Raw genomic sequence first — 20,564 nt, forward strand, 5'->3', positions numbered from 1 at the left:
AAAAAAGCAGCGATTCTCCAATAACAAGAGAATCGCTGTTTTTGTTTTGTAGGCCCCTTTTCCACATAAAGCAGTGGTGAGAACGAAACGATGGTAGAGAAGCGGAGCGGTAAAGGATACGCATCCTCGTTCCTATTAGATGGCTTTAACGTCACCTTGTTTCACCTCTACCTCTAAAGGCGTTACAGCTTCATACAGGTAAGCATCCAGCTCAGCCGTATATTGTCGTTCTTGCGCGGCGCTCCAGCCTACATGTTCGGACATCCATGCGATGGCAGGCTGTTTCCAGCGCTTCACCTCGTCAATCTGGAAGAAAAGTGCTCCCGTTCGCCGTATGAAAAAATCAGACGGTGTCACCGTCATTTCCTGTTCCATCGCATACAGGAGCGGGACACGCACTTCCACAGGCAGTGCCGCTTCCTTCTCGGTAGTCTCCTTCATGCTGCGTGCCGCTATCGCAAACAGCCGCTCTGTGTTGGAGCCATAGCGGATTGCCCATGCTCTAGCCGTTTCAGGCGACAGGCCGAGTGCAACACCTGCTGCGGTTTGCTTACCTACGTACGCGTCCCAGCCCGCCGAGCCGCCTACGCTGCCACCCGAAATCGGGATGTGTCTGGTGCGGCATGCCCGGAAGCTCTGCCCATGCAAGCCCCCCAGCTCCCGTACCGCACGATCCACGACGAGTTCGGACATTTTCCGGTAGCCCGTCAGCTTGCCGCCTGCAATCGTGATCAGACCTGAGCGGGATTCCCAAATTTCGTCCTTACGTGAAATTTCTGAAGGGCTTTTACCGTCTTCATAAATGAGCGGCCGTACCCCTGCCCAACTGGATTCTACATCCGTAACAGTCAGCTTCACATCCGGGAACATTCCGTTGATCGCTTGAAGCACATACGCCCGATCTTCGACGGTCATCCGGGGATGCGCCGTATCCCCCTCATACACCGTGTCAGTCGTACCTGCATAAGTTTTTCCATCACGCGGGATGGCAAATACCATGCGTCCATCCGGTGTATCGAAGTACACTGCCTGTTTGAGCGGAAAGCGCTCAGCATCGAACACTAGGTGAATACCTTTCGTCAGGCGTAGCACCTTACCCTCCTTGGAGCGATCCATTTCCCGCAGCGTGTCTACCCATGGTCCAGCTGCATTAATAACCAGCGAAGCTCGAATTTCGTATGGTTTTCCCGTTACCCGGTCCGTTACGCTTGCACCGCTTATTCGTCCTTTGTCATACAGCAGCTTGTCAGCCTTGGCATAGTTCACCGCCAGCGCCCCTCGTGTAACAGCTTCCTTCATGACCTCAATCGTCAGGCGAGCGTCATCTGTACGATACTCCACATAGCTGCCGCTTCCCTTCAGTCCATCACGCTTCAGCAAAGGCTCGCGCTCTAGTGTAGCCTGGATGTCCAGCATACGACGGCGCTCACTACGCTTAACACCAGCAAGGAAATCATATACCAGCAGCCCGATAGAGGTGGTAAATGCGTTAAACGTGCCGCCCTTGTGAAAAGGAAGCAACATACGCTCCGGTATGGTCACATGTGGACCATTTTCGAATACAATTGCCCGCTCCTTCCCCACCTCAGCTACCATCTTAACTTCCAACTGCTTCAAATAACGAAGACCCCCATGCACTAGCTTGGTCGAGCGGCTGGACGTACCTGCTGCAAAATCCTGCATCTCCACCAATGCTGTCTTCAAACCACGATCCGCCGCATCCAGCGCAATACCCGCCCCTGTAATGCCGCCGCCAATGATTAATATATCAAAATGCTCATGTCCCATACGTTCCAAGACAGCGGTTCTCTCCTGCGCAGCAAATCCCTGTTCTCCCATCATGTATCCCTCCAGCTTTGTATATATTCACGATGCAATCTGCCAACCGACTCATCATAAGGTACAAAAAAAGACCACGAACATCGCTGCGGCGGATGCCGAGCGGTTCATGGTCTCTCCAAGTCTCCTGACGAGTATTAACTTATCTATATCGTAGCACACACGATACGCTATGAAAAGGGAAATCTGCCTGCTACTTGAACGCCATTGCGGCATGAACTGCCTTTTTCCAGCCACCATAAAGATCAGCCCGCACGTCTTCACTCATGGACGGAGTAAAGGTATGATCACTTTGCGCATACCCCCGGACCTCATCCAAACTGCTCCAGAACCCAACTGCCAGTCCTGCTAAATACGCCGCACCGAGTGCAGTTGTCTCGTTCACAGCAGGTCGTTCTACAGGCAGATCGAGAATATCGCTCTGGAACTGCATCAGGAACTCGTTCATCACTGCACCTCCATCTACACGCATTGAACGCACAGGTACACCCGAATCGCTCGCCATGGCAGTTAGGACATCTTTAGTCTGGTAGGCCAGCGATTCCAGTACCGCTCGTATAAAGTGCTCCTTGGTCGTTCCCCGCGTCAAACCAAATGTCGCACCGCGCACGTCACTGTCCCAATACGGGCTGCCCAGACCCACAAAGGCCGGGACAAAATATACCCCTTCCGTCGAGGTCACACGCGCCGCATACGCTTCACTATCTCTGGCCTCGCGGAACATGCGCAACCCGTCACGCAACCACTGAATAGCAGACCCCGCTACAAAAATGCTGCCCTCCAGCGCATACTTCACCTGACCATTCAGCCCCCATGCAATGGTCGTAATCAGTCCATGTTCCGAGTCACAGGGTTCATCTCCGGTATTCATCAGCATAAAGCATCCCGTACCGTATGTATTTTTAATCATGCCTTTGTCAAAGCATCCCTGACCGAACAGAGCGGCTTGTTGATCGCCTGCCGCTCCGGCAATAGGGATTTCCTGTCCGAAAAAGTGATAATCCACCGTATGCGCATATATCTCAGAAGATGATTTCACCTCTGGTAGCATAGACGCAGGAACGCCGAGAATATCCAGCAGCTCCTCATCCCATTTTAGCTCATAAATGTTGTACATGAGTGTGCGGGCCGCATTGGAGTAGTCTGTTACATGTGCTTTACCACCAGACAATCTCCAGATTAGCCAGGTATCAATCGTACCAAACAGCAAATCCCCACGCTCCGCTTGAGCTCGTGCCCCTTCGACGTTGTCGAGTATCCATTTGACCTTGGTGCCAGAAAAGTAGGGATCAATGAGTAGTCCCGTTTTGCTATGAAAAATATGATCAAATCCACGGCTTTTCAATTCCTCGCAGATCCCGGCTGTTTGCCGTGACTGCCATACCAGTGCATGATATACAGGCAGACCCGTATGTTTATCCCACACCACTACGGTTTCCCGTTGATTCGTAATACCAATCCCGGCAATTTGGCTGGCTTTCACACCTGATTCTGACAAGCAGGAGGCGATGACGGCCAAAATAGAGCTCCATATTTCATTGGCGTTTTGCTCTACCCACCCGGGCTGGGGAAAATACTGTGGGAACTCCCGTTGTGCCTTGTATACCACTGTTCCCTGCCGATCAAACAAGATGGCCCGCGAACTGGTTGTGCCCTGATCCAAGGCAAGGATGTATTGCTCCATCGTTTTCCAGCCTCCTTGCATATTTATGTATTGTTGCCCACTTGATTCAAATAAAAGCTATGGCTTATAATGCTCGAACAATTGTTTATTGGAGGTCGTAACTGCTGTGGCTCCCGCAGCCAACGCCGCTTCCACATCCTCAGGGGTGCGAATAAGTCCGCCCGCCAAAATAGGAATGCCTGTGCGTTCGCTGACTTCCTTAATCATAGGTGGAACAACACCAGGCAGCACCTCAATATAATCGGGTCGTGTTTTTTCCACCAGCGCGTAACTTTTCTCCAGCGCAATCGTATCGAGTAGGAATACCCGCTGTACAGCAAGAATCCCCTTTTTTTTAGCGGTTGCAATCACCCCGGACCGGGTCGAAATAATCCCAAATGGCTTAATTTCCTGACACAAATATTCAGCCGCATACTCGTCATTCTTTAAGCCTTGCACCAGATCGGCATGCAGGAGCATTTGCTTGCTGCGACTTCTAGCCATCTGGTACAGGTTGCGCAGCTGCGCTACATGCGTATCCAGAAAAACCGCATACTCATAAGAACTGTCCAAAATACCCTCCAGCTGCTTCATATGCTTAGCTGCAGGTAAAATGCGTTGTCCCTGAAATGGCATGGATATCCCCCTTAGGCTGAATGTCGGTCAAACTCGTTCAAATTTTATATTATCACTCTGTTCGACGAACGTGAAGCGGTTTCATTGCAGATATGTATAAAGGCTGCCTTCCCTGCAATAGATGTCAGCAGGAAGAAGACAGCCTAATCATTCAAAGAACTGGATCAAATCACACGACGACACCCTTAAAATGCTCTATAGTGTACTAGCCCTCAAACCCTTGGCGCAGCCATGAGGTAGCGAGCATGATCGCACCGCGCTTGGCCGCGGTTTCAGACAATGGGTTCAGCATCACAAAGTCGTGGATGATGCCCTGAAAGCGTGCAGCGGTCACATCCACCCCCGCTTCACGTAGCTTGTCCGCATAGGCCTCGCCTTCATCGCGCAGCACATCGGCCTCACCTGTAATGACCAGCGCACGTGGTAGCCCTTCGAGCTGTTCTGTGGTGGCACGTAATGGGGACGCCGTGATCTGCGCTCGTTCGTTGGGATCCGTCGTATATTGATCCCAAAACCATTGCATCCCTTCGCGGCTCAGGAAATATCCTGTGGCGAACTCATGATATGATTCTGTGTCAAAGGAAGCATCCGTCACTGGATAGAACAGCAACTGCTGGCGAATGGTAGGGCCGCTACGTTCTTTGGCCAGCAGCGTTACGGCCGCCGTCATATTACCGCCCACACTGTCTCCGGCTACCGTCAGCGTATCGGGCTTCAGCCCATGCTCGCGTCCGTGCTGTGCCACCCATTGAACGACCGCGTAAATTTCCTCAATCGCCGTCGGATATTTAGCTTCAGGGGACAAGCTGTATTCTGGAAATACAACTGCTGCCTGTGAGCCGACTGCCAATTCACGAATCAGGCGATCATGCGTATGAGCATTACCGAATACCCAGCCTGCTCCGTGAATATATACAATGACCGGGAGATCGCTTGTCACCTGTTGTGGGCGAACAATTCTGACCTTCACCTCACCGCCAGGCCCGCCTGGAATAGTTAGATCTTCTACATCTGCGGCAGGTTTGTCTGCTGGGCCGGATTGAACCTCATTGACCGTTTCACGTCCTTTTTCAGGACCCAAATCATATAGAAACGGAGGCTTGGCATTATCGTCTGCAAATTTCTGTGCTGCGGGTTCAAGCTGTACTTTTTTACTCATATCGATTCACTCTTCCTTTCTTTTCTGTGGTCTACATATATCCATTTTGGCTTAAGTTTGCTCATTCAGTTTTACCTTATATATTTAAACGAGTTCCTCTCTTTCCAATCGGAGGACTTTAGTTTGCCCAACAGAAGAGCTTGACTTTTATTTTATATTGTAACTATAATAGTTACATATTAAAGTTCGTAAATGCACTGAGTACACTTACGATCAAACGAATGAATCATCCACATCATATTTATAGGAGGCTATCTATTATGAAAATTGCAGTTATTGGTGCAACCGGTAAAGCAGGAAATAATATCGTAAAAGAAGCATTAGACAGAGGGCATGAAGTAACCGCCATCGTCCGTGACTCGTCCAAAGTAACAGAAAGTCGTGCTACTGTGGTACAAAAAGACGTTTTTGATCTGAAAACAGATGATCTGAAAGGTTTTGACGTAGTTGTTAATGCATTTGCCGCTCCACTCGGACAAGAGCATCTGCATGTCGATGCAGGTAACGTACTGATCGAAGCCCTGCGTAATGTATCCGGTACTCGCCTGATTGTCGTAGGTGGTGCAGGCAGCTTGTTCACTGATGAATCCCAAACACTTTTGGTAAAAGACGCTCCTGGCTTCCCTGATTTCGTATATCCAACAGCCAACAACCAAGGAAAAAACCTGGAAATTTTGCGTGGTACCAGCGACCTGAACTGGACCTTTATTAGCCCTTCTGCGGAATTTGCACTGGGTAAACGTACAGGCTCTTACCAAGTAGGAAAAGACACACTGTTGGTTAATTCCAAAGGTGCAAGCTATGTCAGTTACGAAGATTATGCAGTTGCCGTAGTGGACGAAATCGAAAAACCACAACATCTGAACCAACGCTTCACAGTGGTGTCCGAGTCCTAATTTCTCTATTCTTGCAGCACATTTAGCATAAAAAAGACCCTTCGCCCATGTTCTCATGCTGCATGGAAAGTCCGCTCTACTCTAAAATCGGACTTTCCATGCACACTATGAGAAACTGAACCCGAAGGGTCTTTTTGTTATGACCTGTTGATACTCTCATTACAACTTATCAATGCTGGCCTTCTTTTCTGTATCGTGAGCGGAAGTCTCCCTCTTATTGCTAAAACACAGCTTGAGAATTGGAGGTGCAGCCAACGTTGTCAAAATGACGGCAATGATCACGGATGTAAAATATTGCTGTGCCAACAGACCCGACTGTAGACCGGTAGCTGCAATAATAAGTGCGACCTCGCCACGTGATATCATACCGGAGCCAATCGCAAGAGAAGAACGGTTATTGAAGCCCGTCAGCCGCGCGCCGAGGCCTCCTCCCACTAACTTCGTCACCAGCGCAATCAGTGTCAAAACAACAACAAATCCGAGCTGCTGCCCTACTCCCTCAAAGGAAACATTTAATCCAATGCTGACAAAAAAAACAGGAACAAAGATGGAATAAGCGATGGGTTCCACCTTTTCTTCTACGACGTGCTTAAAGCTTGTTTGTGCAATGGCAATCCCGGCAGCAAAAGCCCCGATAATGCCCGCCATCCCCAACATATCTGCAAAATACGCAAACCCAAAGCAAATAATCAACGCAGTCGTGATGACTGCTTCAGTCACCTTGAGTGGAGCGAGTATTTTCATAATCCACGGAACAACGAACCAGCCCCCCAGAATAGCTACGACGAAGAAAACTAGCTTTTTGCCAACAAGAAGTCCCAGCGAAGTCTCTCCACCCATACCGAATATACTCATTACTACCGCTAGCAGTACCACAACAAGCACATCGTCCAGCACCGCCGCACCCAAAATGGTCGAGCCCTCTCGGGTATTCAGCTTGTTCATATCCTTGAGCACCTGTACGGTAATACTTACCGAGGTAGCACTCAGAATGATCCCTAGAAACCAGCCTTCATGCACCGAGAATCCAAAGGCTTCCCCTACACCAAAACCACAAATTAGCGGTAAAATAATACCTCCAACCGCCACAGCTACCGCAGGCTTCCAATTACGTCGAAGTTGATCCAGATCCGTCTCCAGTCCAGCAATGAACATCAGCAACAGCACGCCGATTTCAGACATATCATGAATCAGCGAATCATTCTCAACCCATCCTAATACCGCTGGGCCCAGCACAATTCCTGCGATCAGCTTTCCTAGCACTGCTGGTTGACCGAGCCTGACAGACACATGACCCGCGACTTTTGTGAACAACAGAATCAGCAGAAGATACAATATAAATTGCATAGGCTGATAACCTCCTTTTGTTTAATCCTTGAACTTATTTGCAAAAATCCCATAAGCGACTTCCAATGAACAAGATATAGATCGGAGCGACTGGAATCGAATTTTGCAAATCCTAATCATAAAATGTAAAACAAACGTGCAAAATATGTGTCTGACCTTAACGGACAGCTCGCAAAATAAAAAGGGGAACCCGAAATACAGCACAGGTTCCCCTAAAAAGACATAAAGGAGCCTTGGTGACAGGCTCCTCCGGTAATTCATATCTTCATTTGATGTTGTCGGTCATACTTGCGCAAACAAGCAACTTTATCTTTTAATTATATCTCTTCTGTTAACCCGTGTAAACGTGCTGAATCAATTTTCTACTTTTTTCACGTAGCGGTCGCGGTATTCGTGGTCCAGCATACTCATCAGAATCGAATCATGGTATTCATAATTGTAGAATAAAGCATCCCGCTGTACACCTTCACGCTGAAAGCCTACTTTTTCATAACAACGAATGGCACGTTCATTAAAGTCAAATACATTCAGCTCAATCCGATGCAGGTTACAGATACCGAATCCGTAACCCAGCATGAGTACAAGCGCTTCAGTGCCGTAGCCCTTCCCCTGATTTCCCTGCTCATTGATCGCAACACGGATGTTGGCACTGCGGTTCAGGCTGTCCATATCCTGCAGAGCTATATCTCCGATGACACGATCATCTTCGCGAAGCGCAATCAAGAGCAGCAGGCTTGAGGAATCCTGTCCTTTAGCTTCAATATAACGGGCAATTTGATCCTTGGTAAAACTGCGTTGTGTGCCTGTCAGTCTCCGCACATCCTGATGGAACAATGTATTATAGTATAGCTCCGTGTCCTCCACGTTAACGGGACGCAAGTATACCCGTGATCCTTCAAGTAATCGTGCCACAGGCTCTGGGGCTGAAGTTTGTTGAGCCATCATGATCTCTCCCATGCTAAAAAATATAAATGACGTAAATCGAAGTAAATTATTGCGCAAGTTCGACTACGCAAGGTCTGCATTTTGCTCCGTAGTCAGGCTAGAATCAGCGAGGGACTCGCGCCAAATTACGGATTGAAGCAGTAGTCCTGCCAAACCCAGAATTCCAACAGTCATTCCGATCCAGACAAAAGCCGTTCCCGCCCCTGCTATTCGGATCAATACTCCCCCGGCAAGCGGCGAAACGACCATGATTGCTCCAATCACGGTACTTTGGATACCGAAGACGCGTCCTACCATATCAGCAGGGGTTTTGGCTTGTAATATATAATTCTGGGTGATAATGTACAGGCCGTTGCCCACGCCCAGCACAGCCCCGATCATAAGTAGGACGGGCCATCCTGTTCCGGGCTGCGCCCAGCCTAAAGCAGCAATAGCTCCGCCAACCAGCACATACCCACCACCGAGCCCCCAGCCTGCGCTTATGCGATTCAAGCGATTAAGCACAAGCATACAGCCGACGGCGCCAGCACCAATGGCTGAAACCAGCCAGCCAAGCAGCGATTCATTACCTGGAGCGAGCACTCGCAGCAGCGTAGGGAACTGGTAGTCGATCATGAGAATGGCGATTAAGCCGAAAAGTCCGAATATGAGCGTATGCAAAAGCATTCGACTGCGCCATAAGAACGCCCAGCCCTCACGCCATTGGTTGAAAAAGCGAGATGCGCGGACATGCTCCTCCCGCATTTTGACTTCATCAGCCTCAGGCGCTGTATGCGTAGCAGACTTTCCATGCTGCTCGGCTGCAACAGCTTGTTGGTCTGGGCTGACCAGCGCCGGACCGATTCCGCGAAGCGGCCACAGCAGCAGGCCGGAACAGAGGCGCAGCAATGCATTGAGAATAATGCATGCCTGGGGAGACAACACAGTCAAGGTCATAGCGCCCAGTAGCGGCCCTGCCACTTTGGAGGCCTGATTGACCAACCCATTCAGCGAGGTCGCCCGAAACAGGTCGTCGCTGGCGACTACCGTACGGGTCAAGCCTTGCTGTGAAGGCATTTGAAATACGCCAGCCGCCGCGCGTAGACCGAGCAAAGGCAGCAGCCATACCGGACCCGGTACGGCGAGAATGGCCAGCGTCAATAAGGCAATAGCTGCATCGCAGACGATCATCAGCCGGGCCTTGTGTACCCGGTCAGCTAACGTGCCCGCGATGGAACCCAGCAGCAGACCCGGTAGCGCCATCACTACCGGAATCAGCGCAATCAGCATAGGGTCGGCTTCCCAGCGATAAGCAACAAGCACCTGAATGGCGATAGCATCAAACCAATCGCCAAAGGAAGCAGCCGTGTGCGCCGCAAACATCCGCCGAAAACGGCCATTGTGCCAAATGCTAGGCGTGGAATGCAGTTCTTTCTTTTCCTTCATTATCTACTCACCCTGCTCTCATTTTCAGCTTCTTTAGCAATAAGAACATTCTAGCGGGTCTATATCAGAGGAAAGTCAGACAGCTAAAACATCAGACGGTAGAAAGTGTTTGTTCCAGCCAGCGCCTTAGCGCTGGACGATGCAGTGTTAAGCTGTTGTCCCGGTCAAGCTGATCATATTGAGCGGTATACTTCTCTTCCAGCGCTGGATAGGAACCGCAAAGCTTCAAGAACGAGCGAATTTGACTTACCGCTTTGATTTGTAGCAATTCCTGTTTAGCCATATCAAGGGTATCCAATCCCTCATCCATCAGCCGCTCGGCGTTATCCACATCTCCAGTACGCAACAGCATAAGTCCGCGCATCATGCGATAACGGCCCAGCTCGCGTAAATACGGAGCCTCCGACAGCATGCCTTCCAGACGATCAGACAGTTCCGCAGCCTTTTCCATATAATTGGCAACCAGATGCATATACATCTCCATTAGTGCAACAGGCATCACAAATTTATCGAGATTATCCCGTTCCATGACCATCATGGTCAGTGGCAGACCTTCCTGTGCGCGTTCAGGTTGTCCATTCTCTACATAAGCCTCCAGGATGTTGAGAATACGTAATTCCCGTTCCTGTTCACTGGACAGCAGCCTGCTGGAAAGCGCACACTCACATAGAGCAAGCCCCTCATCCGTCACCCCTGCTGTGCACATATATAGCAGCAGCATCCAATACAATCGATCTGCGCGTGTAAAGTCCTCCCGCTCCAAGAACCATGACACATCGGCCTGTACAAAACGGGTATACATTTGATAAAAGACTGACAATTCAAAACCCATCTGCTCCTGCTGGGCAGCCAGCGCTACGATGGAATTTCCCTGCCCCAGCAGCTGGTATTTCCGGAATAGTCCATGTACGGCGTCCTGCACCTCCTGATCGTGCAAGGACGGATGATTCTGTGGCTGCACGTCAGTCAAGGTCAAGCTGTAACCATACCCTCTAACCGTATGAATACGGAGCCCCTCCCATGACTTCAGTTTTTTGCGCAATCTGTAGATATGATCATCCACCGTACGCTCCACCGGATACTCCAGCGGCCACACCCGATCCAGCAGTTGTTCCCGGGTGAACACCTGATTCCGGTTATCGTACAGAAAGCGCAACAGCGCAAACTCTTTAGCCAACAACATAACACGACCTGCACTACAAATCACACTGTAACCGTCTGCATCAAATTGCAGTCTGATCATCCACCTCGCCTCCGACATATCGTTTCTTGGCTGCACCCAGCCCTATAAACATAAGCAGAACACTCAGGCATAAGAGCAGTAGCAGCGGAATTGTCCAGCCTTGTGTCGCATCATGCAAATAACCGAACAGCGTCGGTCCTGTCGCGGCCAACAAATACCCAAAGGATTGAGCCATACCCGACAGCTCTGCTGCCTGCTGCGGTGTCCGCGTCCGCAAATTGAAGAACATCATCACTAACGGGAAAGCAAAACCACCCGCTATACCGATACAAATGACCCAAATCACACTCCACTGTGTAGCTCCAAGCAGAAATCCACCCAGACCGATAAAATATAGCGCAGCCATAATCAAAACCAATACCCGCTGATCCTTCACCCGCGCCGCCCAAATAGGCACAATAAAAGTAAATGGCATTTGCGAAAACTGCAGCACGGACAGCATCCATCCCGCAGTCTCTGAATCCATTCCCTGTCCGCTCATCATTTCGGGAAACCAAGCGGCAGGAACATAGAACAAGGCAGATTGCAGCCCCATAAACAGCGTCACCTTCCAAGCCAAAGACGATGTATATACATTCACGGTTCGGGCAGACACCGCCGCTTTATTAGCCGTTTTTCCTGCCTTAAGGAGTTGTGGCACCCAGAGTAAAATCCCTACGACACCTACAATCCCCCATATTCCCAAAGCACCTCGCCATCCCATACCTCCGTTCAGAGCCAGCGGTATACTCAGCCCGGATGCTGTTGCAGCGACCACGTTCATAGATACTGAATATACACCGGTCATCAGTCCGCTGTTGCGAGGAAACTCCTCTTTGATCAGACTGGGCAGCAACACATTACAGACGGCAATAGCCAGTCCCAGCATGGCGGTCCCGACAAATAATGCAGTAACCCCTAACGTTGAGCGCACTACAATACCTGCGGTCAACAGCAGCAAGGCTGCAAAAATAATAAGAGGCGATCCGAAGCGGCGCGACAGTTTGGCTACAAAAGGCGACAACAGGGCAAAAGCCAGCAGCGGCAATGTCGTTAATAGGCCACTCAGTGTATTTGAAATATACAAAGAATCCTTAATCAAACCGATAAGAGGTCCTACCGAGGTAATCGAGGCGCGCAGATTGGCACCTACCAGAATGATCCCTACGGCAAGCACCCAAGGACCGGCATGCCACAAAGATTTGTATACCAAAGCTCGTTGGTGTTGCTGTGAACTCATCTCTCCATTCTCCAATCTATCTGTGTTATGCTCAAAGGCTCCAACCAAGTGTACGGCTGGAGCCTAGCAATTTTTATCTCATTAAATTATAAAGGCATTCGTGCCATATGCATAGGACGGATCGACACAGCGCCCCAAGTCTTCAAGTTCAGCATATAGCTTCATTGAAAAAATAAAAGCTGCCTGAAAGGATAGTTTCCTTTTGAGGCAGCTTCCAGTTCATAAACTTCGATGCGACCAGCGCTGCTTAACGTACCAGCCAGCCGCCGTCCACCGCCAAGATATGACCGTTCATATAGTCGGAACCCTGACTGGCGAGGAAAACCACAACTCCCATCAAATCAGACGGATCGCCCCAACGACCCGCAGGAATACGCGACAGGATTTCTTGATTGCGATTTTCATCCGCACGGATTGGAGCTGTATTTGCCGTAGCAATATAACCCGGCGCAATCGCATTAATCTGAACGTTATGAACTGCCAGCTCGTTCGCAAATGCCTTGGTCAAACCAGCTACCGCATGCTTACTCGCTGTATACGGCGGAACAAATTTGCCACCCTGAAAAGCAAGCATAGAAGCGACATTGATAATCTTCCCGCTTTTTTGCTCTACCATCACCTTTGCCACTTCCTGGCTCAGATGATATACGGCATTCAGGTTAATCTCCATGACAGCGTCCCAATCCTCATCTTTATACTCCAGCAGAGGGGCGCGACGAATCGTACCTGCATTGTTTACAAGGATATCAATTTTACCGAATTCATTGACGCATTCTTCTACAATTTTTTTAATGGATTCTTTCTCTGTCAGATCAGCCTGATAAAAGGCAACCTTCACACCCGTTGGCTCCAGCAAACGTCTTGTTTCTTCATATTCATCATTGTTAGCTACAATGAACAGGTCTGCACCCGCTTTGGCCAAAGCTACGGAATACCCTTGACCCAAACCAGTGTTGCCTCCTGTTACAATCGCCGTTTTACCTTTTAGACTGAAAAAATCTAATGAAAAATGGTCCAGACCCATGCCTACGCCTCCATCACAAATTAGTATAAAAACCTATATTTCCTGAAGCCTACAGCGCTGCGCGTACTTCTTTATATTTAGCTACATAACGTGCTGCATTTTCTGTGATCAAGTCGTAGCGACCCTCTTTGGCTGGAGCCGTCAAATTACCCCCAATTCCCACGGCTACACATCCGTTACGCAACCAGGTTTCCATATTGTCCAGATCAACGCCACCCGTTGGCATAATCTGTACATGAGGCATCGGACCTCTAACGGCCTTAACAAAGTCCGCTCCCATCGCACTTCCCGGGAACAACTTCACGACATCGCTGCCCAATTTCATGGCTTCCTTGATCTCATTCAGCGTCATACAGCCAGGCATATAAGGAATCGCGTACAAATTGCATAGCTTCGCTGTTTCTTCTTCAAAAGAAGGACTCACGACAAACTCTGCTCCGGCCAGAATAGCAATTCTCGCCGTCAGTGACTCCAGTACCGTTCCTGCACCAATCACTGCCCGATCCTTAAATTCGTCTTTCAATCTTCGAATGACCTGATCCGCATCCGGCGTCGTAAATGTAAGCTCAATATTATCCAAGCCGCCTTCAATGCAGGCTTTAGACATGAGATACGCTTCCTCCGCTGTGTTTCCCCGAATGACTGCGACGACACCTACCGAAGTGATATGTTCCAAAACTTTCTTTTTCGTCATGTTCCTGATCCTTTCCACGAATGGGATGACCATGTACCTCAGCCGCTTGCAGGTTTACGCTCCAATACACTAATCGGATTAACGCAACTCGCTCATGGCAACCTGATCCATGTCTTTGTATGTTTTATTTTCACCGGCCATGCCCCAAATGAAGGTATAGCTGCCCGTAGCCGCACCACAGTGGATAGACCAAGGTGGAGAAATAACGGCTTCATCATTTTTCATTACCAGATGGCGCGTTTCGTTCGGTTCACCCATCAGGTGGAACATTCTTGCGTTCTCATCCAGTTCAAAGTAGAAATATACTTCCATCCGACGGTCATGAACATGTGTCGGCATAGAGTTCCATACACTGCCGTTTTCCAACGTCGTCATCCCCATAACCAATTGGCAACTTTGAATGCCTTCATCATGGATAAAGCGACGCAACGTACGGTTGTTAGCTGTTTCCTGCGAACCCAGACTTTCAGACGGTACATCGGCAAAAGACTGTTTCGTCGTCGGATACGTGGTATGAGCCAGGGCCGAAACGATATAAAATTTCGCAGGCTTTCCACTGGAATCGCTTTCAAAGATCAACTCCTTGCCACCTTTACCTACGTAGAGACAGTCTTTTGTGGCCAGCTCGTAAGTTTCACCGTCCACCTTGACCGTACCGCTACCCCCAACATTAAAAATGCCCAGTTCGCGGCGCTCCAGGAAAGTTTCCGCTTTGATTTGATCGTTACCTTCCAGTGCAACAGATTTATTCACGGGATAAATGCCCCCGATAATGACACGATCTTCATGCGTATAGACCAGCTTTACCTCCTCAGGTACAAACAGTTCCTGGATTAGATAGTGCTGACGCAACTCTTCAGTCGTAAAATGTTTGGCATGTTCGGGATGAGTTGAATAACGCATTTCCATAAAAACATTCCTCCTGTTTAGATAAACTTTTTTATCAACGGAATTGTTATAAAAGCGGTTTCTAACTCTACTTCTTAGCTAGAATTGTAATAATTATCTAAGGGGGTGTCAACCTAAAACTTCGATTTTCCTAGAAAAACCCTTAATACACACGAAGTTTCACACGTTTTTTACCTTTTGATAAACAAAACCACATTTTTTTATCTATATTACCCAAAAAGTTTTTAGCAAATATATCAACTTCATCATTGTGAAAAACCGATTTATGTGATAATTTCAATTTATTCAGTTGGTGCATGCGCTTACAGATTAAGTTTACTAAACACAAGGAGGAATTCAAATGACCGCAACATTGGATGCTGTTACCTTCGGAGAACCGATGGCCATGTTTTACGCCAATGAAGCAGGCTCTCTGGATGAGGTGCGTTCATTCACCAAAGCGTTGGCCGGGGCAGAGACGAATGTTTCGGCAGGTTTGTCGCGTTTGGGGCTACGAGCCGGACTCGTAACCAAACTCGGCGAGGATACGTTCGGCAAGTTCATTGCCGATGCGCTACGTCAGGAAGGAATCGACACCCAGAATGTCATGTTTACCAAAGACCACTCTACCGGGATGCTGATTAAATCCAAAGTTATAAGTGGGGACCCCGAGGTGGAATACTTCCGCAAGCATTCCGCCGCTTCCACACTGAGCATCGCTGATTTTAACGAAGCTTACTTTGCCGGGGCTCGCCATCTGCATTTTACAGGTATTTCCGTTGCCCTCTCCGCTGAATGCCGCGAATTCGCACGACATGCGCGGCAATTCATGAAGAAGGCAGGCAAAACTGTATCCTTCGACCCTAACCTAAGACCCAAATTATGGCCTGACACACAAACGATGGTGGAGGCGATTAACGAAGCATCTGAGGGATGCGACTGGCTTCTACCGGGGATTCATGAAGGTAAAATATTGACGGGCTATACTTCGCCCGAGGATATTGCTTCGTTCTACCTTGACCGTGGTACCTCACTGGTCATCATCAAGCTGGGAACCGAAGGCGCATATTACAAATCCGCAGATGCTGAGGGATATGTCAAACGCTTCCGCGTAGATCATGTCGTGGATACCGTCGGTGCGGGTGACGGATTTGCCGCAGGTGTTATCAGCGCGCTACTGGAAGGCTTGCCCCTGGCAGAGGCAGTCAAACGCGGTAATGCACTTGGTGCGCTGGCTGTCATGTCAGCCGGAGACATGGATGGCTATCCGACGCGAGCCGAACTGGAATCTTTTTTGCTCAGCGCCAGCACAAATTAGTCCGGGATCATCCCCCGCGTAACCTTCACTGCTATGAGCGCAAGCTCAACAAAGGCCGCATCCAAAGTCGGCTTAACTTCCAATAGCCCGTATTCGCATTTGTGTGACCTGAGCAGCATACGCATACTCAGGTCGTACAAAGGAATACGGGCTATTTTATAATATAAGACATGATGCTCGTCTACAGCGTTTTGACGGATTCTCCCCGATTGATATCCGGCACAAATCGGTAAATAATCGGAACCGATTCGCCGCCTTCCTCAATACTGGACAGCAGCGTTTTTGCCGCCTGCTTCCCCATATCCGCAATCGGTTGCGTAATGGTCGTAATCGGCGGATTGTAAATATGGGCAAACTCCGCATCGTCAATTCCGATAATGGACAGCTCTGCCGGAATGCGTATACGGCGGGCATTCACATACTTCAACACCTCAGCCAACACGATATCATTCCCGGCCAACAGCGCAGTCGGCGGCTCAGGCAGTTGGAAAAGCTCCTTCAGCGTCTGCTGGATTTCTTCTCTCGGCACGCTGTGCATATATTCTTCTCGAAATGGCATGCCATGCTCTTCCAATGCCTTCTTGTATCCGCTGAGCCGCTCCACTCGTGGAGTAATCCGATTCAAGCCAAGGGGCAAGGTAATCAGCGCAATTCGCTCATGCTTGTGAGCCACAAGTTCCTGAATCGCCAGCTTAATCGCCATTTCGTTATCCAACAGCAGGCTACGTGTATTGACACCGTCCACCAAGCGGTCCAAAAACACCAATGGATACTTTTCACGAATGAGCTGGTTGTAAATGTCTGCATGCTTGCCTGTCGGGAAGATAATTAAGCCGTCCACTTGACGGGCCTTGAGCATCTCAATATACTGGCCTTCCTTGTCGGGGTTTTCATCGGCGTTGCAAATGATCACCTGAATGCCGAAAAGCTGCAATTCCTCCTCAATCGCACGGATAGACTGGATCGACAGCGTATAATCAATGTTGGCTACAATGACTCCCACCATAAATGTCCGGTTCTGCTTCAAGCTGCGGGCCAGCCCGTTAGGCTGATAATTCAGCTCTTGAATAACTTCGGCAATCCGGTCCCTTGTCTGGTCGCTCATATATTTATATCGTTTGTTCAGAAATTGCGAGACAGTGCTTTTAGACACTCCTGCCTTCTGGGCAACATCTTCAATCGTCGGCTTCTTCATCGGTACACTCCTTGTCTTTCATGTACTGCGTTAGTGCAACAAAAGTATATCTTTTTTTTAGTAAATTTACCAGACTTCTATTTATGAAAGCCATTATGATATAAGTTGAACTTCAAAATTGCCTATCGTGCCACTGTATAAAAGGATGGTTCTCCCGGCAGCAAAAGAGGCAGTTCAAGATGTTCTCTTGAACTGCCTCCACGTATACAACTCTATCGAAAAGCTAGGTTCCAGTTGGCCCTAAATACTACTCGGATCAGTGTGCTGGAACAGGCGTTGCAGACTGATCTGGTGTATCGTGCTCGATCAGCGCATGCTTTTCCCATAACCGGCTTTTCCAGCGGGCATACATGATGACAGCACGAGTCCATTCATCAGCAGCAATCGCCAGCCACACACCGGCGAGCCCCATATCCAGCTTGAACACCAGCAGATAACCCAGCGGCAAGCTCATACAGACCATAGAGATTAGTCCCATAAAAACCGGGAACTTGGCATCTCCAGCAGCACGCAACGAGTTAATAATGACGATATTCGTCGTCCGGCCAGTTTCTAGCAGAATGCTAAGTAAAATGACTTGCGCTCCCAAACGAATGATTTCAGGGTTCTCTGTAAATAAACCGAGCAAAGGTACACGGAAAAAGATAACCACCGCATCAATAATCACAGTCACGAGTAGCGCCCATTTCACACTGTTCAATACACGTTTATAAGCCGTATCCTTCTCTCTGGCTCCCACGAGCCTTCCCACTACGATAGCCGTTCCCATACCGACGGCCATACTGAACAAATAAATATAGCTCGAAATATTATTGGCATATTGACGTGTCGCCATCGCTTCTGCGCCCAGATAGGTCACATACAGTGTGAATATGAGCTGACACGACTGATACATGATAGACTCCAGCGCGGATGGTACACCAATACGCAATATTTTAGAGATAAACTTTTTGGACAAGTGAACGTAATATTTCCACTCGACACGAACCTCAGTGACCCGGTACATCAGCCAGAAGAAGATCAAGAGACAAATAAAGCGGCTACCTACTGTAGAAATAGCAGCACCTTCTACACCGAGTGCTGGCATTCCCCAATGCCCCAAAATCAAAACATAGTTGCCGACCACGTGGATCACGTTCATAAAAACCGATACATACATCGTTTCTTTGGTAAAACCGTGCGTACGAATGGTCGCCGCCAGCGCGTTAATCAATGCCTGAAGGAAAATAGCCCCCCCGACGATGCTCATATAGGATTCCGCATACGTAAGAATGTCCCCCTGGACATTCAACCATTGCAACATATGCGTACCAAACACAAGAAAAATTACGCTTAGCAAAAGACCTACCATCAAATTCAACGTAATGGCCGTACCTGTAACCTGGGCCGCTTCGACTAGTTTCTTAGAACCGATATATTGAGCTACGACGATAGCAGCGCCGTTGCCGATAACCTCCAGTACAAGGATAGCGATTGAAATAATTTGATTGGACGCGCCCACACCCGACACTGCATTATCAGATACAGAGCTGAGCATGAATGTATCGACGCTTCCCATTAACATAAACAGGAATAATTCAAGGAAAATAGGCCATGTCAAACGGAACAAATTCAGTTCCTTGGCTTCGGACAATACCGAACCATTTTTTAGTGCTCTGGTTGTCATTCATTCACCTTTCTTCATAGATTTATTTAACGATCAAAAGGTATGTTAGCATAGTCATTCTGAAAATACATCCCGTTTACGTAAAATGGTTTGCAAAATGTGTAAGAATTCATTTATCACCTTCTTTATAATTGATTATCGAACTTTATTGAAACAGGATATTACAAGAATATACCGGCAAATCTGGGCTTATCGACGCAATTATGAGCTAAAGAGTATAATAGAATACGAGCCTGTGAGCATTGCCGCTGACAGGTTGTGAAAATTGTTGTACGCTTCCTAAGCATAATTCACGAATTAAAGAGGGAATATATAGGACATTCATAGGGTTAAAAGGTAATAAAGGAGGCTTTTACAGATGACTCAATCATTTCAAGCCCTTGTCGTCGATCAGACGCAGGACGGTGAAGTTCAAGCAGAGGTGCGTTCTCTGGAAGCTAGCAGTTTACCTGCTGGAGAAGTATTGATTCGTGTCGCTTATTCCAGCATCAACTATAAAGATGGGCTTGCTGCCCGCAAGGATGGCAATATCGTCAAATCCTATCCGTTCGTACCAGGCATAGATTGCTCGGGAACCGTCGTCTCTTCGGAGGATAGCCGCTTTAGCGAAGGACAAGCGGTGCTCGTTTCCGGATACGGGCTGGGTGTGTCTCAATTCGGAGGATTCAGCCAATATGCACGCGTGCCTGTGGACTGGGTGGTTCCACTTCCAGACGGACTCACGCCGAGAGAGGCGATGATTTTCGGGACAGCCGGATTCACCGCGGCCCTGTCGTTATATCGGCTGGAGCAAAACGGCGTTACTCCGGAGCAGGGGAAGGTACTTGTCACCGGAGCGACGGGCGGCGTAGGCGGGGCAGCTATTGCCTTGCTGAACAAGAGAGGCTATCATGTCGTAGCCAGCAGTGGCAAGGCCGATGCGCATGATTACCTCAAGGCGCTCGGAGCAGCCGAGGTTATTTCTCGCGAGGAGGTCTACGACGGCGCGGAGAGCATCCGCCCGCTGAGCAAGCAGCTTTGGCAAGCGGCTGTTGATCCTGTAGGGGGAAAGCCGCTCGCTTCGCTGCTCAGCCAGATCGCCTACAACGGCTCCGTTGCCGTGAGCGGCCTGACGGCAGGAACCAAGCTGCCTACGACGGTGCTGCCGTTTATTTTGCGCGGCGTAAGTCTGCTGGGCATAGACTCTGTCTTCTGCCCATACGACACCCGTGTAGCGATCTGGAAGCGACTTGGCAGCGAATGGAAGCCGGAACAGCTAGAGCAGCTCGTTGAGCGCGAAGTCGGATTGGCCGACCTGCCCAGCGCGCTCGAAGACATCCTTGCAGCCCGCTCGCAAGGAAGAACGCTTGTACGACTGGCTGACTAAGCAGAAAGATATCGGCAATCTATCTGTTAACCTGGTTTTGC

17 protein-coding genes are annotated in these 20,564 nt (G+C 49.1%); 3 read left to right on the forward strand and 14 right to left on the reverse strand.

The genetic code is table 11. The features are described 5' to 3' along the window. Positions 1 to 135 precede the first annotated feature (135 nt). The 4 genes from MKY98_RS24915 to MKY98_RS24930 form a co-directional block, all read right to left on the reverse strand. Complete coding sequence (locus tag MKY98_RS24915; RefSeq protein WP_069010982.1) at positions 136 to 1,839, reverse strand: glycerol-3-phosphate dehydrogenase/oxidase; 1,704 nt, start codon at positions 1,837 to 1,839, stop codon at positions 136 to 138. A 193-nt stretch (positions 1,840 to 2,032) separates the two neighbouring features. After that, positions 2,033 to 3,523 carry a glycerol kinase GlpK gene (glpK, locus tag MKY98_RS24920; RefSeq protein ID WP_069010983.1) on the reverse strand — a complete coding sequence of 497 codons (1,491 nt, stop codon included), beginning with the start codon at positions 3,521 to 3,523 and terminating at the stop codon, positions 2,033 to 2,035. Between the two features lie 57 nt (positions 3,524 to 3,580). After that, the gene (locus MKY98_RS24925; protein WP_069010984.1) at positions 3,581 to 4,138 is read right to left on the reverse strand and encodes a glycerol-3-phosphate responsive antiterminator; all 558 of its coding nucleotides are present in this window, start codon (positions 4,136 to 4,138) and stop codon (positions 3,581 to 3,583) included. 205 nt (positions 4,139 to 4,343) lie between these two features. Then, positions 4,344 to 5,297, reverse strand: a complete 954-nt coding sequence (locus tag MKY98_RS24930) for an alpha/beta hydrolase (protein ID WP_029518657.1) — start codon at positions 5,295 to 5,297, stop codon at positions 4,344 to 4,346. A gap of 260 nt (positions 5,298 to 5,557) precedes the next feature. Here MKY98_RS24930 and MKY98_RS24935 point away from each other — a divergent pair, with 260 nt between their 5' ends. Then, positions 5,558 to 6,193: an NAD(P)-dependent oxidoreductase gene (locus tag MKY98_RS24935; RefSeq protein WP_029518658.1), complete on the forward strand. Its 636-nt coding sequence runs from the start codon at positions 5,558 to 5,560 to the stop codon at positions 6,191 to 6,193. A gap of 159 nt (positions 6,194 to 6,352) precedes the next feature. Here MKY98_RS24935 and MKY98_RS24940 read toward each other — a convergent pair whose 3' ends face one another. From MKY98_RS24940 to kduI, 8 genes are all read right to left on the reverse strand, one after another. Next, the gene (locus tag MKY98_RS24940; protein ID WP_069010985.1) at positions 6,353 to 7,540 is read right to left on the reverse strand and encodes a cation:proton antiporter; all 1,188 of its coding nucleotides are present in this window, start codon (positions 7,538 to 7,540) and stop codon (positions 6,353 to 6,355) included. Between the two features lie 354 nt (positions 7,541 to 7,894). Next, a complete protein-coding gene (locus MKY98_RS24945; RefSeq protein WP_069010986.1) occupies positions 7,895 to 8,485 on the reverse strand; it encodes a GNAT family N-acetyltransferase in 591 nt (196 codons plus the stop codon). 63 nt (positions 8,486 to 8,548) lie between these two features. After that, positions 8,549 to 9,910, reverse strand: a complete 1,362-nt coding sequence (locus MKY98_RS24950) for an MFS transporter (RefSeq protein WP_069010987.1) — start codon at positions 9,908 to 9,910, stop codon at positions 8,549 to 8,551. A gap of 91 nt (positions 9,911 to 10,001) precedes the next feature. Beyond that, positions 10,002 to 11,153 (reverse strand): winged helix-turn-helix domain-containing protein, encoded by a 1,152-nt coding sequence (locus tag MKY98_RS24955; protein ID WP_069010988.1) that lies wholly within the window; start codon positions 11,151 to 11,153, stop codon positions 10,002 to 10,004. Beyond that, positions 11,134 to 12,372, reverse strand: a complete 1,239-nt coding sequence (locus MKY98_RS24960) for a CynX/NimT family MFS transporter (protein ID WP_069010989.1) — start codon at positions 12,370 to 12,372, stop codon at positions 11,134 to 11,136. The genes MKY98_RS24955 and MKY98_RS24960 overlap by 20 nt, the downstream gene beginning before the upstream one ends. A 247-nt stretch (positions 12,373 to 12,619) precedes the next feature. Beyond that, positions 12,620 to 13,396, reverse strand: a complete 777-nt coding sequence (kduD, locus tag MKY98_RS24965; protein WP_069010990.1) for a 2-dehydro-3-deoxy-D-gluconate 5-dehydrogenase KduD — start codon at positions 13,394 to 13,396, stop codon at positions 12,620 to 12,622. A gap of 49 nt (positions 13,397 to 13,445) precedes the next feature. Then, positions 13,446 to 14,090 (reverse strand): bifunctional 2-keto-4-hydroxyglutarate aldolase/2-keto-3-deoxy-6-phosphogluconate aldolase, encoded by a 645-nt coding sequence (locus MKY98_RS24970; RefSeq protein WP_029518665.1) that lies wholly within the window; start codon positions 14,088 to 14,090, stop codon positions 13,446 to 13,448. Positions 14,091 to 14,168: 78 nt separating this feature from the next. Next, positions 14,169 to 14,999 (reverse strand): 5-dehydro-4-deoxy-D-glucuronate isomerase, encoded by an 831-nt coding sequence (kduI, locus tag MKY98_RS24975; protein ID WP_029518666.1) that lies wholly within the window; start codon positions 14,997 to 14,999, stop codon positions 14,169 to 14,171. Positions 15,000 to 15,339: 340 nt separating this feature from the next. Between kduI and MKY98_RS24980 the strand changes: the two genes are divergently transcribed. After that, the gene (locus tag MKY98_RS24980; protein WP_039271772.1) at positions 15,340 to 16,296 is read left to right on the forward strand and encodes a sugar kinase; all 957 of its coding nucleotides are present in this window, start codon (positions 15,340 to 15,342) and stop codon (positions 16,294 to 16,296) included. Positions 16,297 to 16,477: 181 nt separating this feature from the next. Here MKY98_RS24980 and MKY98_RS24985 read toward each other — a convergent pair whose 3' ends face one another. Together MKY98_RS24985 and MKY98_RS24990 are read right to left on the reverse strand one after the other, a co-directional pair. Further along, positions 16,478 to 17,491 carry a LacI family DNA-binding transcriptional regulator gene (locus tag MKY98_RS24985; RefSeq protein ID WP_029518668.1) on the reverse strand — a complete coding sequence of 338 codons (1,014 nt, stop codon included), beginning with the start codon at positions 17,489 to 17,491 and terminating at the stop codon, positions 16,478 to 16,480. Between the two features lie 256 nt (positions 17,492 to 17,747). Beyond that, complete coding sequence (locus MKY98_RS24990) at positions 17,748 to 19,157, reverse strand: MATE family efflux transporter (protein ID WP_029518669.1); 1,410 nt, start codon at positions 19,155 to 19,157, stop codon at positions 17,748 to 17,750. A gap of 358 nt (positions 19,158 to 19,515) precedes the next feature. On the opposite strand from MKY98_RS24990, the gene MKY98_RS24995 reads away from it, so the two are divergent. Next, the gene (locus MKY98_RS24995; protein WP_069010991.1) at positions 19,516 to 20,523 is read left to right on the forward strand and encodes an acrylyl-CoA reductase family protein; all 1,008 of its coding nucleotides are present in this window, start codon (positions 19,516 to 19,518) and stop codon (positions 20,521 to 20,523) included. Positions 20,524 to 20,564: the final 41 nt, after the last annotated feature.

The sequence above is a fragment of the Paenibacillus sp. FSL M8-0228 genome (genome assembly GCF_038007385.1).
Lineage (GTDB): Bacteria > Bacillota > Bacilli > Paenibacillales > Paenibacillaceae > Paenibacillus > Paenibacillus polymyxa_D.

Bases quoted from the DNA above. Each gene is read 5' to 3' on its own strand.
- MKY98_RS24915 (WP_069010982.1), bottom strand. From the start codon at position 1,839: ATGGGAGAACAGGGATTTGCTGCGCAGGAGAGAACCGCTGTCTTGGAA.
- glpK (WP_069010983.1), bottom strand. From the start codon at position 3,523: ATGGAGCAATACATCCTTGCCTTGGATCAGGGCACAACCAGTTCGCGG.
- MKY98_RS24925 (WP_069010984.1), bottom strand. From the start codon at position 4,138: ATGCCATTTCAGGGACAACGCATTTTACCTGCAGCTAAGCATATGAAG.
- MKY98_RS24930 (WP_029518657.1), bottom strand. From the start codon at position 5,297: ATGAGTAAAAAAGTACAGCTTGAACCCGCAGCACAGAAATTTGCAGAC.
- MKY98_RS24935 (WP_029518658.1), top strand. From the start codon at position 5,558: ATGAAAATTGCAGTTATTGGTGCAACCGGTAAAGCAGGAAATAATATC.
- MKY98_RS24940 (WP_069010985.1), bottom strand. From the start codon at position 7,540: ATGCAATTTATATTGTATCTTCTGCTGATTCTGTTGTTCACAAAAGTC.
- MKY98_RS24945 (WP_069010986.1), bottom strand. From the start codon at position 8,485: ATGATGGCTCAACAAACTTCAGCCCCAGAGCCTGTGGCACGATTACTT.
- MKY98_RS24950 (WP_069010987.1), bottom strand. From the start codon at position 9,910: ATGAAGGAAAAGAAAGAACTGCATTCCACGCCTAGCATTTGGCACAAT.
- MKY98_RS24955 (WP_069010988.1), bottom strand. From the start codon at position 11,153: ATGATCAGACTGCAATTTGATGCAGACGGTTACAGTGTGATTTGTAGT.
- MKY98_RS24960 (WP_069010989.1), bottom strand. From the start codon at position 12,372: ATGAGTTCACAGCAACACCAACGAGCTTTGGTATACAAATCTTTGTGG.
- kduD (WP_069010990.1), bottom strand. From the start codon at position 13,396: ATGGGTCTGGACCATTTTTCATTAGATTTTTTCAGTCTAAAAGGTAAA.
- MKY98_RS24970 (WP_029518665.1), bottom strand. From the start codon at position 14,090: ATGACGAAAAAGAAAGTTTTGGAACATATCACTTCGGTAGGTGTCGTC.
- kduI (WP_029518666.1), bottom strand. From the start codon at position 14,999: ATGGAAATGCGTTATTCAACTCATCCCGAACATGCCAAACATTTTACG.
- MKY98_RS24980 (WP_039271772.1), top strand. From the start codon at position 15,340: ATGACCGCAACATTGGATGCTGTTACCTTCGGAGAACCGATGGCCATG.
- MKY98_RS24985 (WP_029518668.1), bottom strand. From the start codon at position 17,491: ATGAAGAAGCCGACGATTGAAGATGTTGCCCAGAAGGCAGGAGTGTCT.
- MKY98_RS24990 (WP_029518669.1), bottom strand. From the start codon at position 19,157: ATGACAACCAGAGCACTAAAAAATGGTTCGGTATTGTCCGAAGCCAAG.
- MKY98_RS24995 (WP_069010991.1), top strand. From the start codon at position 19,516: ATGACTCAATCATTTCAAGCCCTTGTCGTCGATCAGACGCAGGACGGT.